8 protein-coding genes and 1 CRISPR repeat array are annotated in these 17,863 nt (G+C 58.0%); of the genes, 7 read left to right on the forward strand and 1 reads right to left on the reverse strand.

Annotated features, from left to right (window positions below):
- Window positions 1–86 precede the first annotated feature (86 nt).
- Entirely contained in the window at window positions 87–710 is a 624-nt protein-coding gene (locus KIH73_RS06925) for a DUF4256 domain-containing protein (RefSeq protein ID WP_219081921.1), read from the reverse strand.
- Window positions 711–931: 221 nt separating this feature from the next.
- Between KIH73_RS06925 and KIH73_RS06930 the strand changes: the two genes are divergently transcribed.
- From KIH73_RS06930 to cas2, 7 genes are all read left to right on the forward strand, one after another.
- Entirely contained in the window at window positions 932–3,562 is a 2,631-nt protein-coding gene (locus KIH73_RS06930; protein ID WP_236022641.1) for an elongation factor G, read from the forward strand.
- A 699-nt stretch (window positions 3,563–4,261) separates the two neighbouring features.
- Window positions 4,262–5,431 carry a type I-G CRISPR-associated RAMP protein Csb1/Cas7g gene (gene cas7g / locus KIH73_RS06940; protein WP_236022642.1) on the forward strand — a complete coding sequence of 390 codons (1,170 nt, stop codon included), beginning with the start codon at window positions 4,262–4,264 and terminating at the stop codon, window positions 5,429–5,431.
- Between the two features lie 2 nt (window positions 5,432–5,433).
- Window positions 5,434–7,149 carry a type I-G CRISPR-associated protein Csb2 gene (gene csb2, locus KIH73_RS06945; protein ID WP_219081925.1) on the forward strand — a complete coding sequence of 572 codons (1,716 nt, stop codon included), beginning with the start codon at window positions 5,434–5,436 and terminating at the stop codon, window positions 7,147–7,149.
- A complete protein-coding gene (cas3g, locus tag KIH73_RS06950) occupies window positions 7,137–10,328 on the forward strand; it encodes a type I-G CRISPR-associated helicase/endonuclease Cas3g (RefSeq protein ID WP_219081927.1) in 3,192 nt (1,063 codons plus the stop codon). The genes csb2 and cas3g overlap by 13 nt, the downstream gene beginning before the upstream one ends.
- Window positions 10,329–10,330: 2 nt before the next feature.
- Window positions 10,331–11,413, forward strand: a complete 1,083-nt coding sequence (locus KIH73_RS06955; RefSeq protein WP_219081929.1) for a hypothetical protein — start codon at window positions 10,331–10,333, stop codon at window positions 11,411–11,413.
- Window positions 11,410–13,023, forward strand: coding sequence for a CRISPR-associated endonuclease Cas1 (cas1, locus tag KIH73_RS06960; RefSeq protein ID WP_219081931.1), 1,614 nt, complete (start codon window positions 11,410–11,412; stop codon window positions 13,021–13,023). The genes KIH73_RS06955 and cas1 overlap by 4 nt, the downstream gene beginning before the upstream one ends.
- A gap of 10 nt (window positions 13,024–13,033) precedes the next feature.
- Window positions 13,034–13,330: a CRISPR-associated endonuclease Cas2 gene (gene cas2, locus KIH73_RS06965; RefSeq protein WP_219081933.1), complete on the forward strand. Its 297-nt coding sequence runs from the start codon at window positions 13,034–13,036 to the stop codon at window positions 13,328–13,330.
- Window positions 13,331–13,597: 267 nt separating this feature from the next.
- Window positions 13,598–16,010: direct repeats of the CRISPR family, unit length 36 nt; unit sequence GTTGCAAGGCTTAGCGCCTTGCACCTTCGTTGAGGA.
- Window positions 16,011–17,863: the final 1,853 nt, after the last annotated feature.

Genomic DNA, 17,863 nt, shown 5'->3' on the forward strand with positions numbered 1-17,863 from the left:
TACCGGCCGCCGGTCCGACCGGAGGCGCATACGGGCGGACCATTCATGCGGTTTCGACGCTGGAACGTGATACATCCGGCTGTCGCTCAGCGGCGGGGCACCTCCACCACGGTGCGGACGCCGCGCGAGGAATAGTACGAGTCGGCGCCGTTGTGATACACGAACGTGGCGCCGAACCGCTTGTCGCCGAAGATCGCGCCGCCCTGCCGGCGGATCGCGCCCGGCGTGAGCAGCCAGCTGGACGTGGTGGTGTCGAAGTCCCCGAGCTCCTGCAGCCGCCGGTACTCGTCGGCCGACGGCAGCCGTGCGCCCATCCGCTGCGCGAACGACACGGCGTCGCCGAGCGGCGGATGGCTGGTGCGTGACTCCAGCGCGGCGCGGTCGTAGCACAGCGACCGGCGCGGCTTCGGGCTCTGCGCCGCGCAGTCGCAGAACATGATGGTCCGGCCGTCGCCCAGCGCCACGACATCCGGCTCGCCGCCGGTGCCCTCCATCAGCCGCAGCGTCGTCATGGCCTCCGGGTCGGCGCGCAGCGCACGCTCCACCTCGGACCACTCGAGGCCGGGGTGCCGTTCGGGGTGGTCGGCGAAGCGCGCGGCCAGCGCATCGAGCAGGAGGCGGGCCTCCGCCTCGTCGGGCGCGCGGCGGTCGGCGACCAGCTCCATCGGGTTCGTCGGTGCGGCGGCGGATCGCCGGGCGGTGCGTGGCATCGGGGTGCTCCTTTGCGGATACGACAATACGGTGGGCCTTATTGTATGCGACGGCGCCGCGGTCCGCCCGAGGTTTCGCCGTGGGCGGGCAGGCCGGCGCATGAGCCGGTGTGTGAGCCGATGTACGGGGCGGTGCACAGGATGGCGCGCGGGCCGGCGGCGGCCTCGTGCGGTAGGATGTGTGGCGGTAACAGGCCGGAGGGTCGCGGAGGAGCGGTGGTATGGGCAGACGGATCGTGGCGGGAATCCTGGCGCATGTGGACGCCGGCAAGACCACATTGTCCGAGGCGCTGCTCTACCGTTCCGGCGGCATCCGCAGGCTCGGCCGGGTGGACCACGGCGACGCGTTCCTCGATACCGAAACGTTGGAGAAGCGGCGCGGCATCACGATTCACGCGCACCAGGCGTCGGTCCGCTGCGGCGACTTGGACCTCATCCTGCTCGACACCCCCGGCCATGTGGACTTCGCCGCCGAGACCGAGCGCGTGCTGCGCGTGCTCGACTACGCGATCCTCGTCGTCTCCGGCACCGACGGCGTGCAGGGGCACACCGAGACGCTGTGGCGGCTGCTCGCCCGCTACCAGGTGCCGACGTTCATCTTCGTCAACAAGATGGATGCGCCCGGCGCGGACCGGGGGCGCGCGCTCGACCAGCTGCGGCGGCGGTTCGGCGACGGGGTCTTCGCGCTGCCGGCGCCGGGGGCCGTTCCGGACGGTGGCGCGGACGACGGGAGCGCGGCGGGCGACGCCCGTATATCGGACGACCGCGCGGACGACGGCGGCGCGGCGGAACGGTCGGCCGTCGCCGGCATTCCCGCGCCCATGCTTGAGGACATCGCCACACTGGACGAATCCGCGATGGAGGAGTACCTCGACACCGGTTCCATCGGCCTGCCGCGGCTGCGCGCGATGGTCGCCGAGCGCCGGCTGTTCCCCGTATGCTTCGGCTCCGCGCTGAAGCTCGACGGGGTGGACGATCTCATGGCGACGCTGGAGGCCTACGTCCGCGAACCGCAGTGGCCCGCGGAATTCGGCGCGCGGATCTATAAGGTGTCGCACGACGCCCAGCACAACCGGCTGACCTGGCTGAAGGTCACCGGCGGGACGCTCAGGGCCAAGGCCGTGCTGACCAACGGGCGTGACGGCGCGCAGGCGTCGGGCGGCACGGGCGCGTCCGGCGGGCCGGACATGCCGGACGAGGGGGCGTCGGGCGGCGTGTCCGGCATGTCGCGGGCCGGTTCCGTCGCCGCTTCGTCGTCGGGCGTCGCGACGGACGACGTCTGGCGCGAGAAGGCCGACCAGGTGCGCCTCTACAACGGCGCGAAGTTCGACATCGCCGCCGAGGTGCCGGCCGGCGGCATCTGCGCGGTCACCGGCCTGACCCGCACGTTCCCGGGGGAGGGCCTGGGGTTCGAGGCCGACGCCGAATCCCCGGCGATCCAGCCGGTGCTGACCTATACGGTCCTGCCGGCGCACGCCGATGCGGTTAAGGCCGGGGATGGGGCCGCGGCGGTCGCGTCGACGGCTGCGGCGGCGACGAAATCGTCGAAGTCCGCGAAGCCGGATAAGCCCACGAAACCGTCGGCGAAGTCGTCGGCATCCGACGGCGGTGCCGGAACCGATGCAGGCAACGGTGCCGGGGCCGATTCCGATGCGAACGGCGGCGCCGGTGCCGAGGCCCAGCCGACCCCGCAATTCGACGAGCTGACGCTGCACCGGGTGATCGCCGCGCTGCGCGAGCTCGAGGACGAGGACCCGCTGCTGCACGTGGTCTGGCAGGAGCTCCTGCGCGAGGTGCACGTGCAGCTGATGGGCGCCGTGCAGCTGGAGGTCATCCAGCAGGTGCTGCACGACCGCTTCGGCCTGGACGTGGCGTTCGGCCCGGGCGGGATCCTGTACCGCGAGACGGTGACCGCGCCGATCGAAGGCGTCGGGCATTTCGAACCGCTGCGGCACTACGCCGAGGCGCATATCCGCATCGAACCGGGCGAGCCGGGCAGCGGCGTGCGTGTGGCGAGCGAGCTGAGCGAGAACGTGCTCGACCGCAACTGGCAGCGGCTCGTCATGACGCATCTGCGAGAGAAGGACCATCTGGGCGTGCTCGTCGGCGCGCCGCTGACGGACGTGAGGCTGACGCTGGTGGCCGGACGCGCGCACCTTAAGCACACCGAGGGCGGCGACTTCCGGCAGGCGACGTACCGCGCGGTCCGTCAGGGGCTGATGGAGCTGCGCGCCGGGGTGTCGGGGCGGCCGGACGCGGCGGCCGGGCAGACCGAGGCGGGGTTCGTGCGCGAGGCGATGGCCTCCGGGAGCGGGTACTGCCGGGTGCTGGAGCCGTGGTACCGGTTCCGCCTCGAGGTGCCGCAGGACATGATCGGCCGCGCGATGTCGGACATCCAGCGCATGAGCGGTACGTTCGCGATGGGGGAGGACGGCGCGGCCGGCGGCGGGGCCGGTGTCGGCTACGGTACTGGCACCGGTTACAGCCACGGAGCCGGTACGCAGGGCGGTGCCGGGTACGGCGTATCCGGCATGGCCGGCGTATCCGGCGGTGCCGGGGCAGACGCCGCCGACACCGCGGTGCTGACCGGCGAGTGCCCGGTCGCCCAGATGCGCGACTACGCGATGGACGTCAACGCCTACACGCACGGCCGCGGCCACCTGACCTGCACATTCGCCGGCTACCGTCCCTGCCACGACGAGGAGCGCGTGGTCCGCGAGGCGCGCTACGACCCCGAATCCGACCTTGAGAACACCCCCGATTCGGTGTTCTGCGCGCACGGCGCCGGGTACCCGGTCAAGTGGTACAAGGTGCCGGAGTTCGCGCATGTGGGGTATGCGGGCCGCGCATAGCGGCCGGTCGTCGCCCCGTCCTTCCTGAAGAACGGGCGTGTGGAGAGAGGAGTATATGATGATACAAGATAGTGTATTGTAGAAGTTAGAAGGAGATAGTATGAGATACTATGAGATAGTATAGAGGCTAGGGCAGCTAACTCGGGTACTGCTGATTGTTGCCGTTTGAAAGGGGGCGAATAAATGAGTGCGGTACTGCCGTTTCTGGCTTTACTGACGATTCTGGTTGTCGTACTAGGTATGTTCTCGCGATAGACTCATTGTTTACTTCAGTAAACAAATGATTCGACGATTTGTCGTGTCAACGATATATCGCACTGTTCGTTGAGGAAAGATTGTGAAGTGTAGAAGTGCGATTTTTCAGTTATTGCATGTATCAAACATGCAACTTCGTTGGTTGGTTGACCGCACTGTTGTGCGGTCAACCCCGTATTTCTGCAGAAACAAGAGTGGACGCTTGGCTTCCAGTCAGGAGAGCATCCGTATGAAACCGTTGTCGGTCAGGAATCTAAAATACTTGTTGTACGGCCGACTTGCGGCTAGGCTGCACTTGGGGACGTTGAACTGCGGTTTTCGTTCTTGAAGCGTGTCTGTCCGCTTTGATCAAGCAAACAGTTCTATAGTACATACACAAGTTAAGCACCGGTAAAGAGGCTTGGTGCTTGGAACGAAAGGGCATAAGCGATGAGGGCGCTCACATTGGATGATCTGAACAAAGCGGTGCGTATCGGCGGTGCGAACAGCCTTACCGAGCGGATCGAAATGGTGCCCGCCGGGGGGACTGAAAGCATTATCGCGCCGGCAAAATACACCGATGGCAATGCAGCCACATATGTCATCGAAACCAGGTACATCGATGGCGCCGCAAAGAAAACCGCGTTAATCGATTCGAAAACGTCTCATGCCAACCGCCTTGAAAAAACCATCACCGATGCGATGAAAGACAACGAAGGCCTGTTGTCCCTGATGCCGCGCATTTGCGTCAGCTATCAGACCGACGCCGGGGAAAAAAGATTCTTTGACAATGAATTGCCCCATCGAGCGTTCGACGGACACATTCGAGTGGGCACTCATGACGGTCAGCCGACTTCTAAATCCGAAGCGTACATCGCAGCGCGCAACTCCACATTGGATAACCTGATGCCGATGTTCGATTTGTCTCCGGATACTGTGGCATTCGGTGGCTGGGATTCCACGCGCAGCCGCAACCAGTTGCGTATCCCGTCGGTATTCAGCGGCGAGATCGTCGGTGTCTTGGCGGAACAAGGTGATGGCGATCCGGTGGTGCATCGTGCCGGCGCCAGGGTCGACCCTGTGGAACCGAGTGTGGTCGTGGACAACAAAAAGGATCGCGAGAAGATCACAGCCGATGCTGATTTGAGTAAAAACACAAAGGACAAATTCGAGCGTGAAGGGAAAGGTTCGTCAATCGGCTTGGGAGCAATTCCTCCCAGCGCGTCCAAGGACGTTCTCGATGGCGTGGCGGTCAGCCGGGTGTTATGCATTCATGTATTGAGTTTTGCAACGTTGCGTTCATTCCGATTCGGCAAAGGCAAGGACGGAGATGCCGCGATTCGCGCGCTGATCGCGGCCGTGATCCTGCGCTCCATGGTCGGTTTCAATGCCGATCCGGTGCTGCGCGCCAACTGCTTCCTCAATGAAAAGGAAGCCCCGGTGTTCATCTTGAATGGTCGTTTCGGGGAGGACGATGTGGAACTCGAACCATTGACGATTGAGACGGCGGAGGCTCTGCTCCGGACGGCCTACGATCAGGCGCATGTCGTGGCAGGCATCGACTGGCAGCGGCAGGTCTTCGAAGTGGTGGGCAACCCCGAGGTGCTGCGCAACAGCTCCGCCGCCGAGGAGTGATCATGCCTCTTTCCATATCCGCCAGATTTCTGGCGAACTGCTATCAGGGACGGGACTCCGGTGGTGTGCCCGAACGTTATCCCTCCGCGGATCGTTTGTACAAAGCCTTGGTTTCCACCGCGTATACGACGTTCCAGTTCAAAAAGCAAAGAGTGCACTCTGCGGAGGGATTGGATGACGCCGATATCGAATTGGCCCTCCGGTGGTTGGAAGGGAACCCTCCCGATGCGGTGTATCTGCCTCCTGCTATCAGCGACAGCGAGGGGGAATCCGCGAATGTGACGGTGTACCGCGACAAAGGGTATATCGATAGCACCAAGGGGAAGAAACGTTCGAAGGTCGCTTCCGCCAATGCGGCCGTATCCGTGTATTACGACGATGCCGGCAGACCACTAACATGGCAGTGGAAGGATATTCCTCCGTCCGAGGCCCTTGCGGCACTGGTCGCATTGTGTGCGGAGGTCCCGTATCTGGGGGAAGCGTGTTCGAAGGTGCGACTTTCCGTGTCCGTGGAGGAACAATTTCCTTTGGTCGGCGCGTTATTGCGTGACGAATCGGATGGTTTCGAGACATTGCGTGCGCATGGTCTCGTTTTCGCCTACCCGGGCTGCGGGCGGCTGGAGGACCTGGATGACGGATATGCACGCAATAACTTTGCCCCCGGGAAGCCGGTCAGGGAACGCGAAGACGAGCAGAACCTCCTGCAGTCCTCGCCGATGAATTCCACAGTGGGAATCGCCACATACCTCCGACCGAAGCATGATCTGAAGGCCCTGGTGCCCTGGCCGAGAGGCATCCTCATTCCGGTTACACCGGATGCCATGGAACGGATGTCCGATGAGTGGAATCCGCCGGAATCCGAGTATGTGGGCTGGGCCGTAGCCCTCCACCGTTTTCTGGTCAAGGAATGGGGCATTGACCCTCCGGCCGCGTTGATCGGCAAATACCAGAAAGATGCCGGAATGCCGCAGCCCGCTAATAACATCGCCATCCATCTGCTTACGGAACGGATAAAGGCCAAATATGCGGATGTCCTGCCCGATATGATCGTCGATTATTTGCCGGCGTTGTTGCTGATGCTTCCGGAACACATGCCGGACGATGAAGTCATTGAACTGTATGAGACGTGTAAGCGCAGTGCCGGCCGTTCATTGTATTTCTCGCGCAATAGCCAACGTGTCCGCCTCGGTGAACCGATTCGCATCGATACCGCTCGATTCTGGAATCCACCGGCGACCGGTACCGTTAGGTTCTGGTTTCCTTCCCCGATGTCCATCGCCGAAACCCGCGCGATTCCCGACCCGGCCGGTCGCAGGCATTGGGGTAGTCGCGAAGCGTTGTATCTGTCTTTGGGGCATGTGTGGCGCGATCATTTTCTTTCCGATGACAGGGCGTCGAAGTATGAGGAACGGATGTGGTCGTTCGTGGACCGGGTCCGAAGGGATGAATCGTTGCGATTCCGCGTACTCGATGCCAGAACTGTCCACAGGCCCAATATGATCGATTACATCCATCGCGCACATATGTCCAATGTGGTTCGCGGGCTAAGCGCTCTGATTGCCATCGGATCCGACGTCTGCGACCTCAATCAGGCCGTGCTGGCCATTGGACAAAGCCGGCATCTCGGTGGCGGGTTCCTCCTTCCCGTGGATTTGCCGGCGAACTGTCTTGGTACGAATGACTGTGACGGACAAGAGGTGCCGATATGGCTGACATGAACGCGGAAGATTATCTGGTGGCGCGATTCAACGAATTCGTCGCCTGTGCGCACCGCAACGTGGATTCGACGGCTGTACGTGTTCCCTACCAGTGGCAATGCCGGCTGATGCTGGAAGTGGCGAGGAACGGTCATTGGCCGGATCGCATCGTCGCACCGACGGCCGCTGGCAAGACGTGCGTGATCGATGTTCATGTGTTCTTGAACGCCATGGCCGGTCTGCAGCAGTGGTCGGAATCCGATGCGGAGCTGAGCGACGGTAATGGCAACGCCTACGCGAACGTGCTTTCGGATGTACCGCTGCGACGTATTCCTCGGCGGTTGGTGTTGACGGTGAGCCGCCGGTCCCTGGTGGACGATCAATACGAAGAGGCGGCAGCCCTTGAACATGTCATCGTGAATGGAGGCGAAGAACCTGATAATGCGTATACGGCTTCGTTGAAGGAATTCCGGAGTGGTCTGGAATACCGTGCCGGAAACGTGTCATCCGAGAACAAGCCGTTGAGGGTCGTCGAGTTGCGGGGTGGTCTGGCTGCGTCGCCTGAGAACAGGGAATGGCGTTATTACCCTCAAACGTGCGCGGTGATTTGCGCCACGCCCGATATGTTCGGAAGCCGGTTGCTGTTCCGTGGTTATGGCACCAGTGCCGCGATGCGGCCTTTGGAAGCGGGGTTGTTGGCCTATGACACCGTATTGGTGGCCGATGAAGCGCATTTGAGTCGGCAGCTTGTGTTGACGGCGCAGCAGGTGCATCATCTTGAGTCGATGGCGGAGGATGATTCGATTCGTGCCTCGGTTGCTCCTTTGCAGGTTGTGGAAACCACGGCAACGCCTGTCGCAAGGGGTGACGCCGACGTGGGATTCAGTGCCATAGGCGTCGAAGAAACGGATTTTGCTATCGACGAGTCATTGCGAAAGCGTTTATGCACGCCGAAATGGGTGTCGGTGGACTGCTCTGCGACCTCGGAAGGGCAGATCCGGCAGTCGATTGTGGAACGATGCGCTGCGCTTATTCAGGAGAACATGGAACACGGCGAAGATCGGGACGCCTGTATCGTGGGATGCATCCTGAATACGGTGACGGCAGCGGAAAAGGTATCCGCTGCTATTTCGAAAAGGATAAAGACGGTTACCAAACGTCCCGTAAGGACATTCGTCGGGCCGATGCGTCCATACGAGAAGCAGCGGATAGCGGAACAGTTGCGTGGGATTTTCGCTGATACGGAATCCGACAATATCCCATGCTGTATTGTCGGTACGCAGACTTTGGAAGTTGGCGTGGACGCGGATTTCGCTGATTTGGTAACGGAATTGGCTCCGGGAACCTCATTGGTCCAGCGCGCCGGGCGTGTGAACCGCCGTGGATTGCGCCCCGAGGCACACGTATATGTGTACGGTCTTGCCGATGGCGCAAGCAATGCCGATTGGAAGAAGGTTTGCGGGCCATACAGTAAAGAGTCTTGCTCTGAAACCATTGATTGGCTGAATACGCTTCCGAATGGTGGGGACTCGGACAATGATCTTTCCGCATGGTCCGTTGTCCGCGGCGTCCTGCAAGGAAATCCCGTTCCGGGAGAACAGGCGCGGCGACTGCTGTATCAACGGCTGGAACCGTGGGATGTGGAGAATCTGTCGCATACGGACGAAAGCCTTTGCGGTGATGTGAACATCGATGAGCTCCATCAATCTCCGTCCGATCTCAACCTGTGGCTGCGTGATAGTCTGGACGGCGACGATACGCCGGAAATTGGCATCGTGGCGCGCCTGTTGCCTCGAGATTCCGCTGTGGCTGCCAGTATGCTGGAACTGGCCCCGCCCGTGGACGGCGAGGTGTTTCCCGTTCGCACCTGGGAGCAGATTAACGGGAAAAAGAACAGTCTACGAGCATATCTGCAATCGGATGACGGGATTCTCACGCCTCTGGGATCGGTGTTCCCGCAGGACGATGAACGACATGAATGCCGTCCCCGGCGAGCGTTTCTGTATCGGATATCAAACCCCGAAGGACAGCGGGTCACGGTTCTGGGACCTCATTCCTCTAATCGGAGCATTGAAACATTACAGCCCGGCGATGTGGTGGTGGTTGATACATATGCCGAGTTGTTCAGTGACACATGCGGTGCGGCGATGTATTCGCCTGACAAGGGCGGCCGCGCTGCGGATGTGTATAACGACTGTTCATCCGATGTCGACGTCATTCGCGTTGATATGCTTGCCGAAAATCGGGAATCGCGGATTGCCGATGAGCTGTTGGCAAATTGGGAGGCTCTTCGTGAACAACGTGACTCCGAAGCGGAGGAATCGCTGAGGCGATCCGAAGAACTAGAGCGGGCCGTCACTCATGCCGCAGGGTGTCTGGCGATGAAAGAACCTCTTCCTGATGACTGGCCCGCGGACGCGGAAAGCAACGTGTTGGTCGATTTGTTCAGCGATATGGGAGAGCGTGATATCCGAACAAAGAAAACCTCGTCTCGCGAATATGAGAGATACTACGATCTATGGGTGGTCGTAAGAACCAAGGAAAGCATCCTTGGCGATGATGCGTCTCAGGAGATTTCCTCTGAAAGAACCGTTCTGTTGGATGGCGCGGAGGGACATCAGCAGCATGTGGCTGAGCGTGCCAAAGAGTTGTCGGAACGGATAGGTCTTGATCCGATGCTGGTGGAGTCGTTGTTCGTTGCGGGAATGCATCATGATGACGGGAAGCGTGATGAACGTTTCCAGCGTTTACTTCGGCGTGGTCGGGCGCGTGGGAATGGTCCGTATTGGGCGAAAAGTGTGTTTTCCTCATGGCGAGCAGAAAGAAGTTTCCGAGAACGGAATCAGCTGCGCGGGTGGCGTCACGAGCAGCGTTCCGTTGCGGAATATATGGCTTTGGCGGATCGGAACGAACATGCGTCCGACAAACGGCCTGTGGATACCGGTCTGGTCGAACGTCTGATTGGTACATCGCATGGGCATGGGCGGTCCACGTTCGCACACGGAGCTGGGTTTCTGATTCCTCGCGCGGCAGGAGAATGTAGCGAGCGGGTAAAGACGTGCGCGCAATACCTGTTCGATGAAGGCGGATGGGAGAGTCTGGTGGATCGAACAAGTCAAAGGTATGGATATTGGGGAGTCTCATATCTGGAAGCCATACTGCGTGCGGCTGATATCACTTCCTCCAAGGAAGGGCGGTGACCATGAGCGAAATCGTATTGCCTGCGGATATTACGGATGCGTTTGACCATTTGATGATGGTGGGGCTTGCTGCAATCCTGGAAGATGAGCCCGAAGCGGATCGGACGTGTTCCCTGAGGTGGAAGGATATGCGCTCGGCCGTCCTGTCCACTAGCGATGGTCTGGATGTCGAGACCGTCGCTGGAGCGGTCGGACGGCATGCACGGCGTTGGGCTCAATCGGCATGGCTGAATTTTGCCGGCGACTACACCACCAAAGATGATGCGCAGCGGAAAGCCACTCAGCATGCGACGCTTTCGCCACGATTAAGCGGAATCTATGAACCTGATGGGTGGCGTCGGCTGCAACGTGATCGGTGGGCGGCAATCGATTCGTTGCAGACGGTCGGAGACCGGCGTTATGTCGGTGCTTTAGGCGAGCCGTCATATTGGTCCGGAAGAAGCGGCAAAGAACTACGAGCGGATTACGGAGCCTCCCGTTGGGAGATGGTCACTCGAAATAAAGGGCAGGAATTCGTTGGAGGTCGACTATTGCCATTATCCCGGCAGGTCGCCCGGCGATCCGTGCAACAAGTTATGGAAGGGCTCACCGGGCAGACCGTGGCGGATGAGGCTGGCAACGGCTCGCCGCAAAGCAGGACGGGTACGGGATTGCATCGCCCGATGAAGACGGACAATGCTCGAGCCTGGTGTGCGTTGTTCGGGGTATCCGCATTTCCGCACTTAGTGAATACCGCCATGTGTTTTCGCGATACCACTGCAGGCCTGACGCAGATGACCCGGCTTCGTAGATTCGCGATTCTCCCCGTTTTCGATATGGATTGGACATTGGCAAAATATCGCTCTGTGATACGTAGCGCGTCGTTGCTGCAATTCGGCACGGCATTGATCTCTGCGGGAGCCCTGAAAGGAAGCATTTCGCACAACGATTCATTCCCGCAACATGGAGTTCAATGGCTGAAGGAAAAGGGCGTTATTTCGTGTGCGGTGTTCAGACAGTATGTTTCGGATAATCCTAGTGCACCTGAGCGTTGGCTTGAACGAGGTCTGCTATATCCCGTCGATGCGGAAACGGTGCAACGATGACGAATAGTGCTTGTGATATCGACGATGATTTTATCCCCATCAGTCTGGTTGCAAACTACATATTCTGCCCGCGACGAGCTTGGCTGGAATCGGTGGGGGAACGAGTCGAATCCAGTCAGATGGCCCAAGGCTTTTATGATCATCGCAATGTCGATAAGGCGAGTCCGTCTGTTGTCGATGCGGATTCTTTTCGCGCCATTGAAGTCCGCCATCGGCAATGGGGCGTTTGCGGGAGACTGGACGCCGTGCAGATGACCAAGGACGGTCTTATCATCAGGGAATACAAAGCCACTCCTGTCAAACGATCGATGACCGTCACGGAATCGATGCGCGTGCAGCTCGCATTGCAATCCGCCTGTTTGGAGGATATGGGATACCGCGTTACCTCGACCGAAATCTTTTTTACCACGCATCACCGCCGTATTACTGTTGATTTAAAACCGGAAGACTATCAAAAAGCGGAACAGGCCGTGAAATCGGTACGACAGTTGGTCAACTCGGATACGGCACCAGAACCTCTGGAAGACGATTCGCGCTGTTTGCGTTGCTCGCATGTGGGGATATGTCTTCCGGAGGAACGGAAGCTCAAGGCCGTCACCCGGCGAAACATCGTGGTTTCCGCAGATTGTCAAGTCACTCATCTGGCCACTCCCGGAGCAAAGGCTTTCAGTCGAGGCGGGCGCATGGTTGTGTATAAAAACGGGCAGGAACTTGCGTCCGTTCCTCTGGATTCCATTCAAGGTATACAGGTTCATGGGAATACGGATTTGTCGAGCGGTTTGATTCGGGAACTGATGTGGCGTGACATTCCGATTTTGTGGTGCAGCGGGTCCGGACGTTTATATGGATGGAGTGTGCCATCCTATGGCCCGAATGGTGCGCAACGAATTGAGCAACATGTGGCTTCGCATGAAGGCCGCCTGGGGTTGGCGAGGGAATTCATTATCGCGAAGGTGCACAATCAGCGTGTACTGCTTCGTCGATCCGATAAAGACAACATCGTTCTACCATCGCTGAAGAACATTGAGGGGAAGCTGGGTAACGCGAATCGGTGGCAGGAGGTCTTAGGGCTGGAAGGAGAAGCGGCATCCCTGTATTTCTCCCAATTCGGATGTCTTATCAAGCCGGAGAAACGAGGCGAATGGCCGTGGAGTACACGAATGCGTCGGCCTGCTCCGGATGCATTGAACGCGTTGCTTGACTATGCGTATACGTTGCTGTTGTCTGATTGCGTGAGGGCGCTGATTTCGTGCGGGTTGGATACCCATGCGGGTTTTCTGCACAGCAGTAAACGTAACAAGCCGGCGCTCGCATTGGACCTCATGGAGGAGTTCCGGGCTCCGGTTGCGGATTCCGTTGTACAAACGGTAGTTAACAACGGTGAAGTTAAAGCCGAAGGATTCGTCAACGCATGTGGCTCGGTCCGTATGACCGACCCGACACGTAAGGCCTTAATCGGCGCATACGAACGGCGAATGGCAACGGAAATCATGCATCCTATCTTTAAGTACAAGGCTTCATGGCGGAGAGTCATCGAAATCCAGGCCAGAATGATTTTGGGATATCTCGATGGTTCTCAAACTCGATATCGAGGGATACGAATCAGATAAGAGGTGCCATATGACTGAAGCGAAGAGAAGTTATCTGGTCGCATATGATGTCATCGATGATCGACGGCGCAATCATGTGTCGAAGATATTGATGACGTGTGGTGAGCGTGTGCAACACAGTGTGTTTCTGCTTGAGGTCAGGCCATCCAAAATCTTGGATGTTAGGAAGCGGATAGAGGGGGAAATTGATCTGGAGACCGATTCCGTGCTTATCTGCTTTTTGGGAATAAAGGCAACTGCTCGCAGAGACATGACGTTCATTGGTAAGCGCAGCTACCAGGATGTATCCATTCCGGCAATTATCTGATTGACGGTTTGAAACAGAATCGGTGTGCGAAGGTGCATGCGATCGTGTCGCTTGATAAATGAATAGCGGTAAACCTACGGTTCTTGGGGCTCTTAGCTAGGTGCGAGCGCTGAATCATCCTGAAAAAACCGTGGAGCGCTCGCATTGGTTTTAGTGCGGTTTGAGACCATGCCGTTGGTTTGCTTATTGCCGATACGTCATATTTTATCGGAGCGCTCGCGGTTTGCGTATCTTGACGTGCATTTCTCAAGCATTTAAACTATGGCTGTTGCAAGGCTTAGCGCCTTGCACCTTCGTTGAGGAAACTGGCAGAACGACAACCCCGGCACCCCGCTTAGCGGTTGCAAGGCTTAGCGCCTTGCACCTTCGTTGAGGAACGATTCGTCGGATACATTCTGGAAGTGCGAGCCGTTGCAAGGCTTAGCGCCTTGCACCTTCGTTGAGGAAATGCAATTAGGCCATCCTCCGAGGAGGAAATGGAAGTTGCAAGGCTTAGCGCCTTGCACCTTCGTTGAGGAGCCCACAGGCTTGCGGCCATCGACCGTGCTTTCGACGTTGCAAGGCTTAGCGCCTTGCACCTTCGTTGAGGATTCGATGACATCGCCAAGAATATGGAGGACCGCAATGTTGCAAGGCTTAGCGCCTTGCACCTTCGTTGAGGAGACGGGTCCGGGAACGCGAAGACGGTCATCAGCGCGAGTTGCAAGGCTTAGCGCCTTGCACCTTCGTTGAGGACTGCACGCACAGCATGTCCTTCAGGTAGTCCTGCTGTTGCAAGGCTTAGCGCCTTGCACCTTCGTTGAGGAATACCTACGGGTATCAAATATTTGAAGGGAGAAAAAGTTGCAAGGCTTAGCGCCTTGCACCTTCGTTGAGGAATCAAGGTCGCGGAGGCCGCCAACCCCATTCCAGGTTGCAAGGCTTAGCGCCTTGCACCTTCGTTGAGGAGATGTCGTGGTCGCCCTTGCGTTTGAGGACGTTGCCCGTTGCAAGGCTTAGCGCCTTGCACCTTCGTTGAGGAAGTCTGATGCCCCGCGAGCTCGGGGGGGGGGGGCTTAGTTGCAAGGCTTAGCGCCTTGCACCTTCGTTGAGGATGATGAATATCGACGAAACCGGTCGATAATCGCAAGTTGCAAGGCTTAGCGCCTTGCACCTTCGTTGAGGAACGGCGAACGGCAGCTCGACATTGAGCATGTCGTTCACGTTGCAAGGCTTAGCGCCTTGCACCTTCGTTGAGGATCGTCCAACGCGAGCATCCACGCGCGTTCCGTGGCATGTTGCAAGGCTTAGCGCCTTGCACCTTCGTTGAGGACGGTGGAATCGGCTTATTGTACACGCTGCTCTCCGTTGCAAGGCTTAGCGCCTTGCACCTTCGTTGAGGAATCGAGCAGGGGTACCGCGACCTCGGGACGGCGGGGTTGCAAGGCTTAGCGCCTTGCACCTTCGTTGAGGAAAGCGTGGCACCCTGAACAAGGGCGATATCCGTCGCAGGTGCAAGGCTTAGCGCCTTGCACCTTCGTTGAGGACTGAGCACCATGCGCAGGTTCTTCAATCTGCCCTGTTGCAAGGCTTAGCGCCTTGCACCTTCGTTGAGGAAGCATCAATCAGGCCAAACAACGTGACTATGCATCAAGTTGCAAGGCTTAGCGCCTTGCACCTTCGTTGAGGATGCTGTCCAATGACGTTGACAAGCTGGTTGTAAAACGTTGCAAGGCTTAGCGCCTTGCACCTTCGTTGAGGATGCTGTCCAATGACGTTGACAAGCTGGTTGTAAAACGTTGCAAGGCTTAGCGCCTTGCACCTTCGTTGAGGAATTCCCGCCACGCATCTGGCGGCCAGCCTGCGCCGCGTTGCAAGGCTTAGCGCCTTGCACCTTCGTTGAGGAAACACCAGCACCGATCTTGCTCCGGCCCGTGTGGTTGCAAGGCTTAGCGCCTTGCACCTTCGTTGAGGAGAGACCAAGCAGGATGCACTGTCGAAGCAGTCCCAGCTGTTGCAAGGCTTAGCGCCTTGCACCTTCGTTGAGGATCGACCTTCTGGCCCGGGTAGACGACCATGCCGTCGTTGCAAGGCTTAGCGCCTTGCACCTTCGTTGAGGAAAGGCCACACACCGCAAGGGGTACACGAAGGCCGTCCCCGTTGCAAGGCTTAGCGCCTTGCACCTTCGTTGAGGAATGACCATCGAATACCACATCGCCCTCTGACAGGCGAGTTGCAAGGCTTAGCGCCTTGCACCTTCGTTGAGGAGTATGTGCGCTGCCGTGACCCGGTGAGCATGGTCGAAGTTGCAAGGCTTAGCGCCTTGCACCTTCGTTGAGGAAGGTCGCACAATGCGGCGCACGCGCGGACCAGATCGACGTTGCAAGGCTTAGCGTCTTGCACCTGCGTTGAGGATTCGGGCCGCCAGGATTCTGATTATAACCATCTGGTTGCAAGGTTTTATGCTTTGCACTTTCGTTGAGGAATCAACCCGAACACCCCGGAGGTGGACAACAACACGTGTTGTAAGGCTTAACGCTTTGCGCCTTTGTTGATGAGACGGGCAGTTCCACGCGTGGGAGGACATGCAGATGTTGCAAGGTTTAATGCCTTGCACCTTCGTTGAGGAACCAACATGGTGCAGGTCCTGTTCCGCGACAATGGTGTTGCAAGGCTTTATGCCTTGCACTTTCGTTGTGGAGCCGTCGTCCTGACCGAGACGGACAAGAGTTACCGCGTTGCAAGGCTTAGCGCCTTGCACCTTTGTTGAGGAAGGGGGGCATGTAGGCGTCGACGGCACCGCCGAGGATTGTTGCATGGCTTTATGCCTTGCATCTTCGTTGAAGAGAACAGTGGAAGACTACCGGGGACGGGGAGAGCATGTTGTAAGGCTTTATGTCTTGTGCTTTCGTTGAGGAAAGTGACTCATCATCGCGGACTTGGTAAGTCACGAATCCTGTTGCAATGCCTTGTATCTTGCGCTTTTTTGAATGCAATTCAACTTCACTTGAGATTTGTATAGTCGAATAATGATACTGGAAGTGAATGGCGGTGTCCGTTTTCGCGCTTGTACTAAGGCTTAGTGCGGAGCAGGGTGCGTTGCCGGAGCGTGATTCCAGTCGTTGAACAGTCAAATCGCACTTGGGAATCGACAACGATGCCATGCTGAACTAGATCGTCTGGTTGACGATGCAACTGTGTCTTCTATGGTGAATGAATGTTGCCTCGGACTCACGCAATTAAGTGAAACACGCGTGCGAGAACATCGCTTGAAGATGGAATCGTTTTTTTCGTTGGGTTGTCCGGAGACAGTAGATTGTCGTGGGTACAGAGTCTAAAGGATTGAAACCGCAGTGGACTGTTTGTACGAGAATATCGGCGAGGTAATCATTTACTCGTGCGGTTTTCTGCGGAGTATGAACTGGGAACTCGCTTGAATAGCACGATTCGAACAGTTGAGTTGAGAGATTTGTGGGAGAGCGTGTACGATGCGACAGCATTTTTCGAGGAGGGGACGTCCTCGTGTTTGTCTGTGTACGCCTGCTGCGCCACCGCCGGATAGCCGAACAGTCTCTACTCGGATGTGCTTCGTTTTGGCAGCATCGTGCAATTCCGAAACTGGAACCGCCGCTGGAGACAAATTGACCACAATTTGCGCAAGTTCTGAACCTAACTTGATTGTTTGGCAGCCGAAATCGTATCTCGACGCCGAGTCTGCTCTCATATCAGGCTTCAGAAAAACGTGTAACAATCCAGGTATTATTCGCTACGTCGGAGCGATAACGCCAGCGAAACAAAACGCCGTGCTCGAGTTTCAGACAATTGCGTGTGGTCTCCGGCGTATGGAAACTGATGGTCGATATTGCAGTCGCGGACAGACGTATGTGCTACTGGTCTACCGGTTATGCGGCAACCAGGTAGCGCCTGTAGATTGCGAGGTGCGGAAACAAAACGGATATGGCTTGGTGCTTTCTTGGCATCGTTTAGTTGCAGGTGACGAGGTCGTCGTCGAATGCTCTGCACAAGAATGAGACGCCGATCAGATTGCTGTGGACCTCTGTGTGCCTGACTGGATACATCGGCGGAACCCATTCATACGACGAACCGATGATGACACGCCGATGAACATCCGTTTGTGGTCACATATCCGTAACCGAATCGACGATATTCTGGTATCAGAACAGCATATCGAGGATGTTGCGACACGCCGAGGGAATGGCGGAAATCCGCCGATTCTCTGGTTTTGCATGTCCCGTGATTTGCGCATTTCCGGGTTCCCGGGTAAATTAACTTCTTGCTGCCCGCCACGGTGGCCCACTCCTCTGGGGTGAGACACTTGGCTGGTGTGGTGGTGGTTTGAGAACTCAAGAGCGTGTTTGTACTACTTTTTTGTGAGTCAATGATTGCCAGTCCGATGCCCGCCCCTGTTTGGGGGTCCGTTAGCGCGGTTCATGGGGTGTCGGGGTTTTTGTGTGGACGTCCTTCCTTATAGGATGTCCCGTCATTTTGTTGTGAGTCGTTTTTCGGCTTTTCGCAAGGTTTTTTGTGGAGGGT

The organism is Bifidobacterium phasiani (genome assembly GCF_019331775.1).
Lineage (GTDB): Bacteria > Actinomycetota > Actinomycetes > Actinomycetales > Bifidobacteriaceae > Bifidobacterium > Bifidobacterium phasiani.

Excerpts from the sequence above, each read along its gene's own strand:
- KIH73_RS06925 (WP_219081921.1), bottom strand. The coding sequence starts at position 710 with ATGCCACGCACCGCCCGGCGATCCGCCGCCGCACCGACGAACCCGATG.
- KIH73_RS06930 (WP_236022641.1), top strand. The coding sequence starts at position 932 with ATGGGCAGACGGATCGTGGCGGGAATCCTGGCGCATGTGGACGCCGGC.
- csb2 (WP_219081925.1), top strand. The coding sequence starts at position 5,434 with ATGCCTCTTTCCATATCCGCCAGATTTCTGGCGAACTGCTATCAGGGA.
- cas3g (WP_219081927.1), top strand. The coding sequence starts at position 7,137 with ATGGCTGACATGAACGCGGAAGATTATCTGGTGGCGCGATTCAACGAA.
- KIH73_RS06955 (WP_219081929.1), top strand. The coding sequence starts at position 10,331 with ATGAGCGAAATCGTATTGCCTGCGGATATTACGGATGCGTTTGACCAT.
- cas1 (WP_219081931.1), top strand. The coding sequence starts at position 11,410 with ATGACGAATAGTGCTTGTGATATCGACGATGATTTTATCCCCATCAGT.
- cas2 (WP_219081933.1), top strand. The coding sequence starts at position 13,034 with ATGACTGAAGCGAAGAGAAGTTATCTGGTCGCATATGATGTCATCGAT.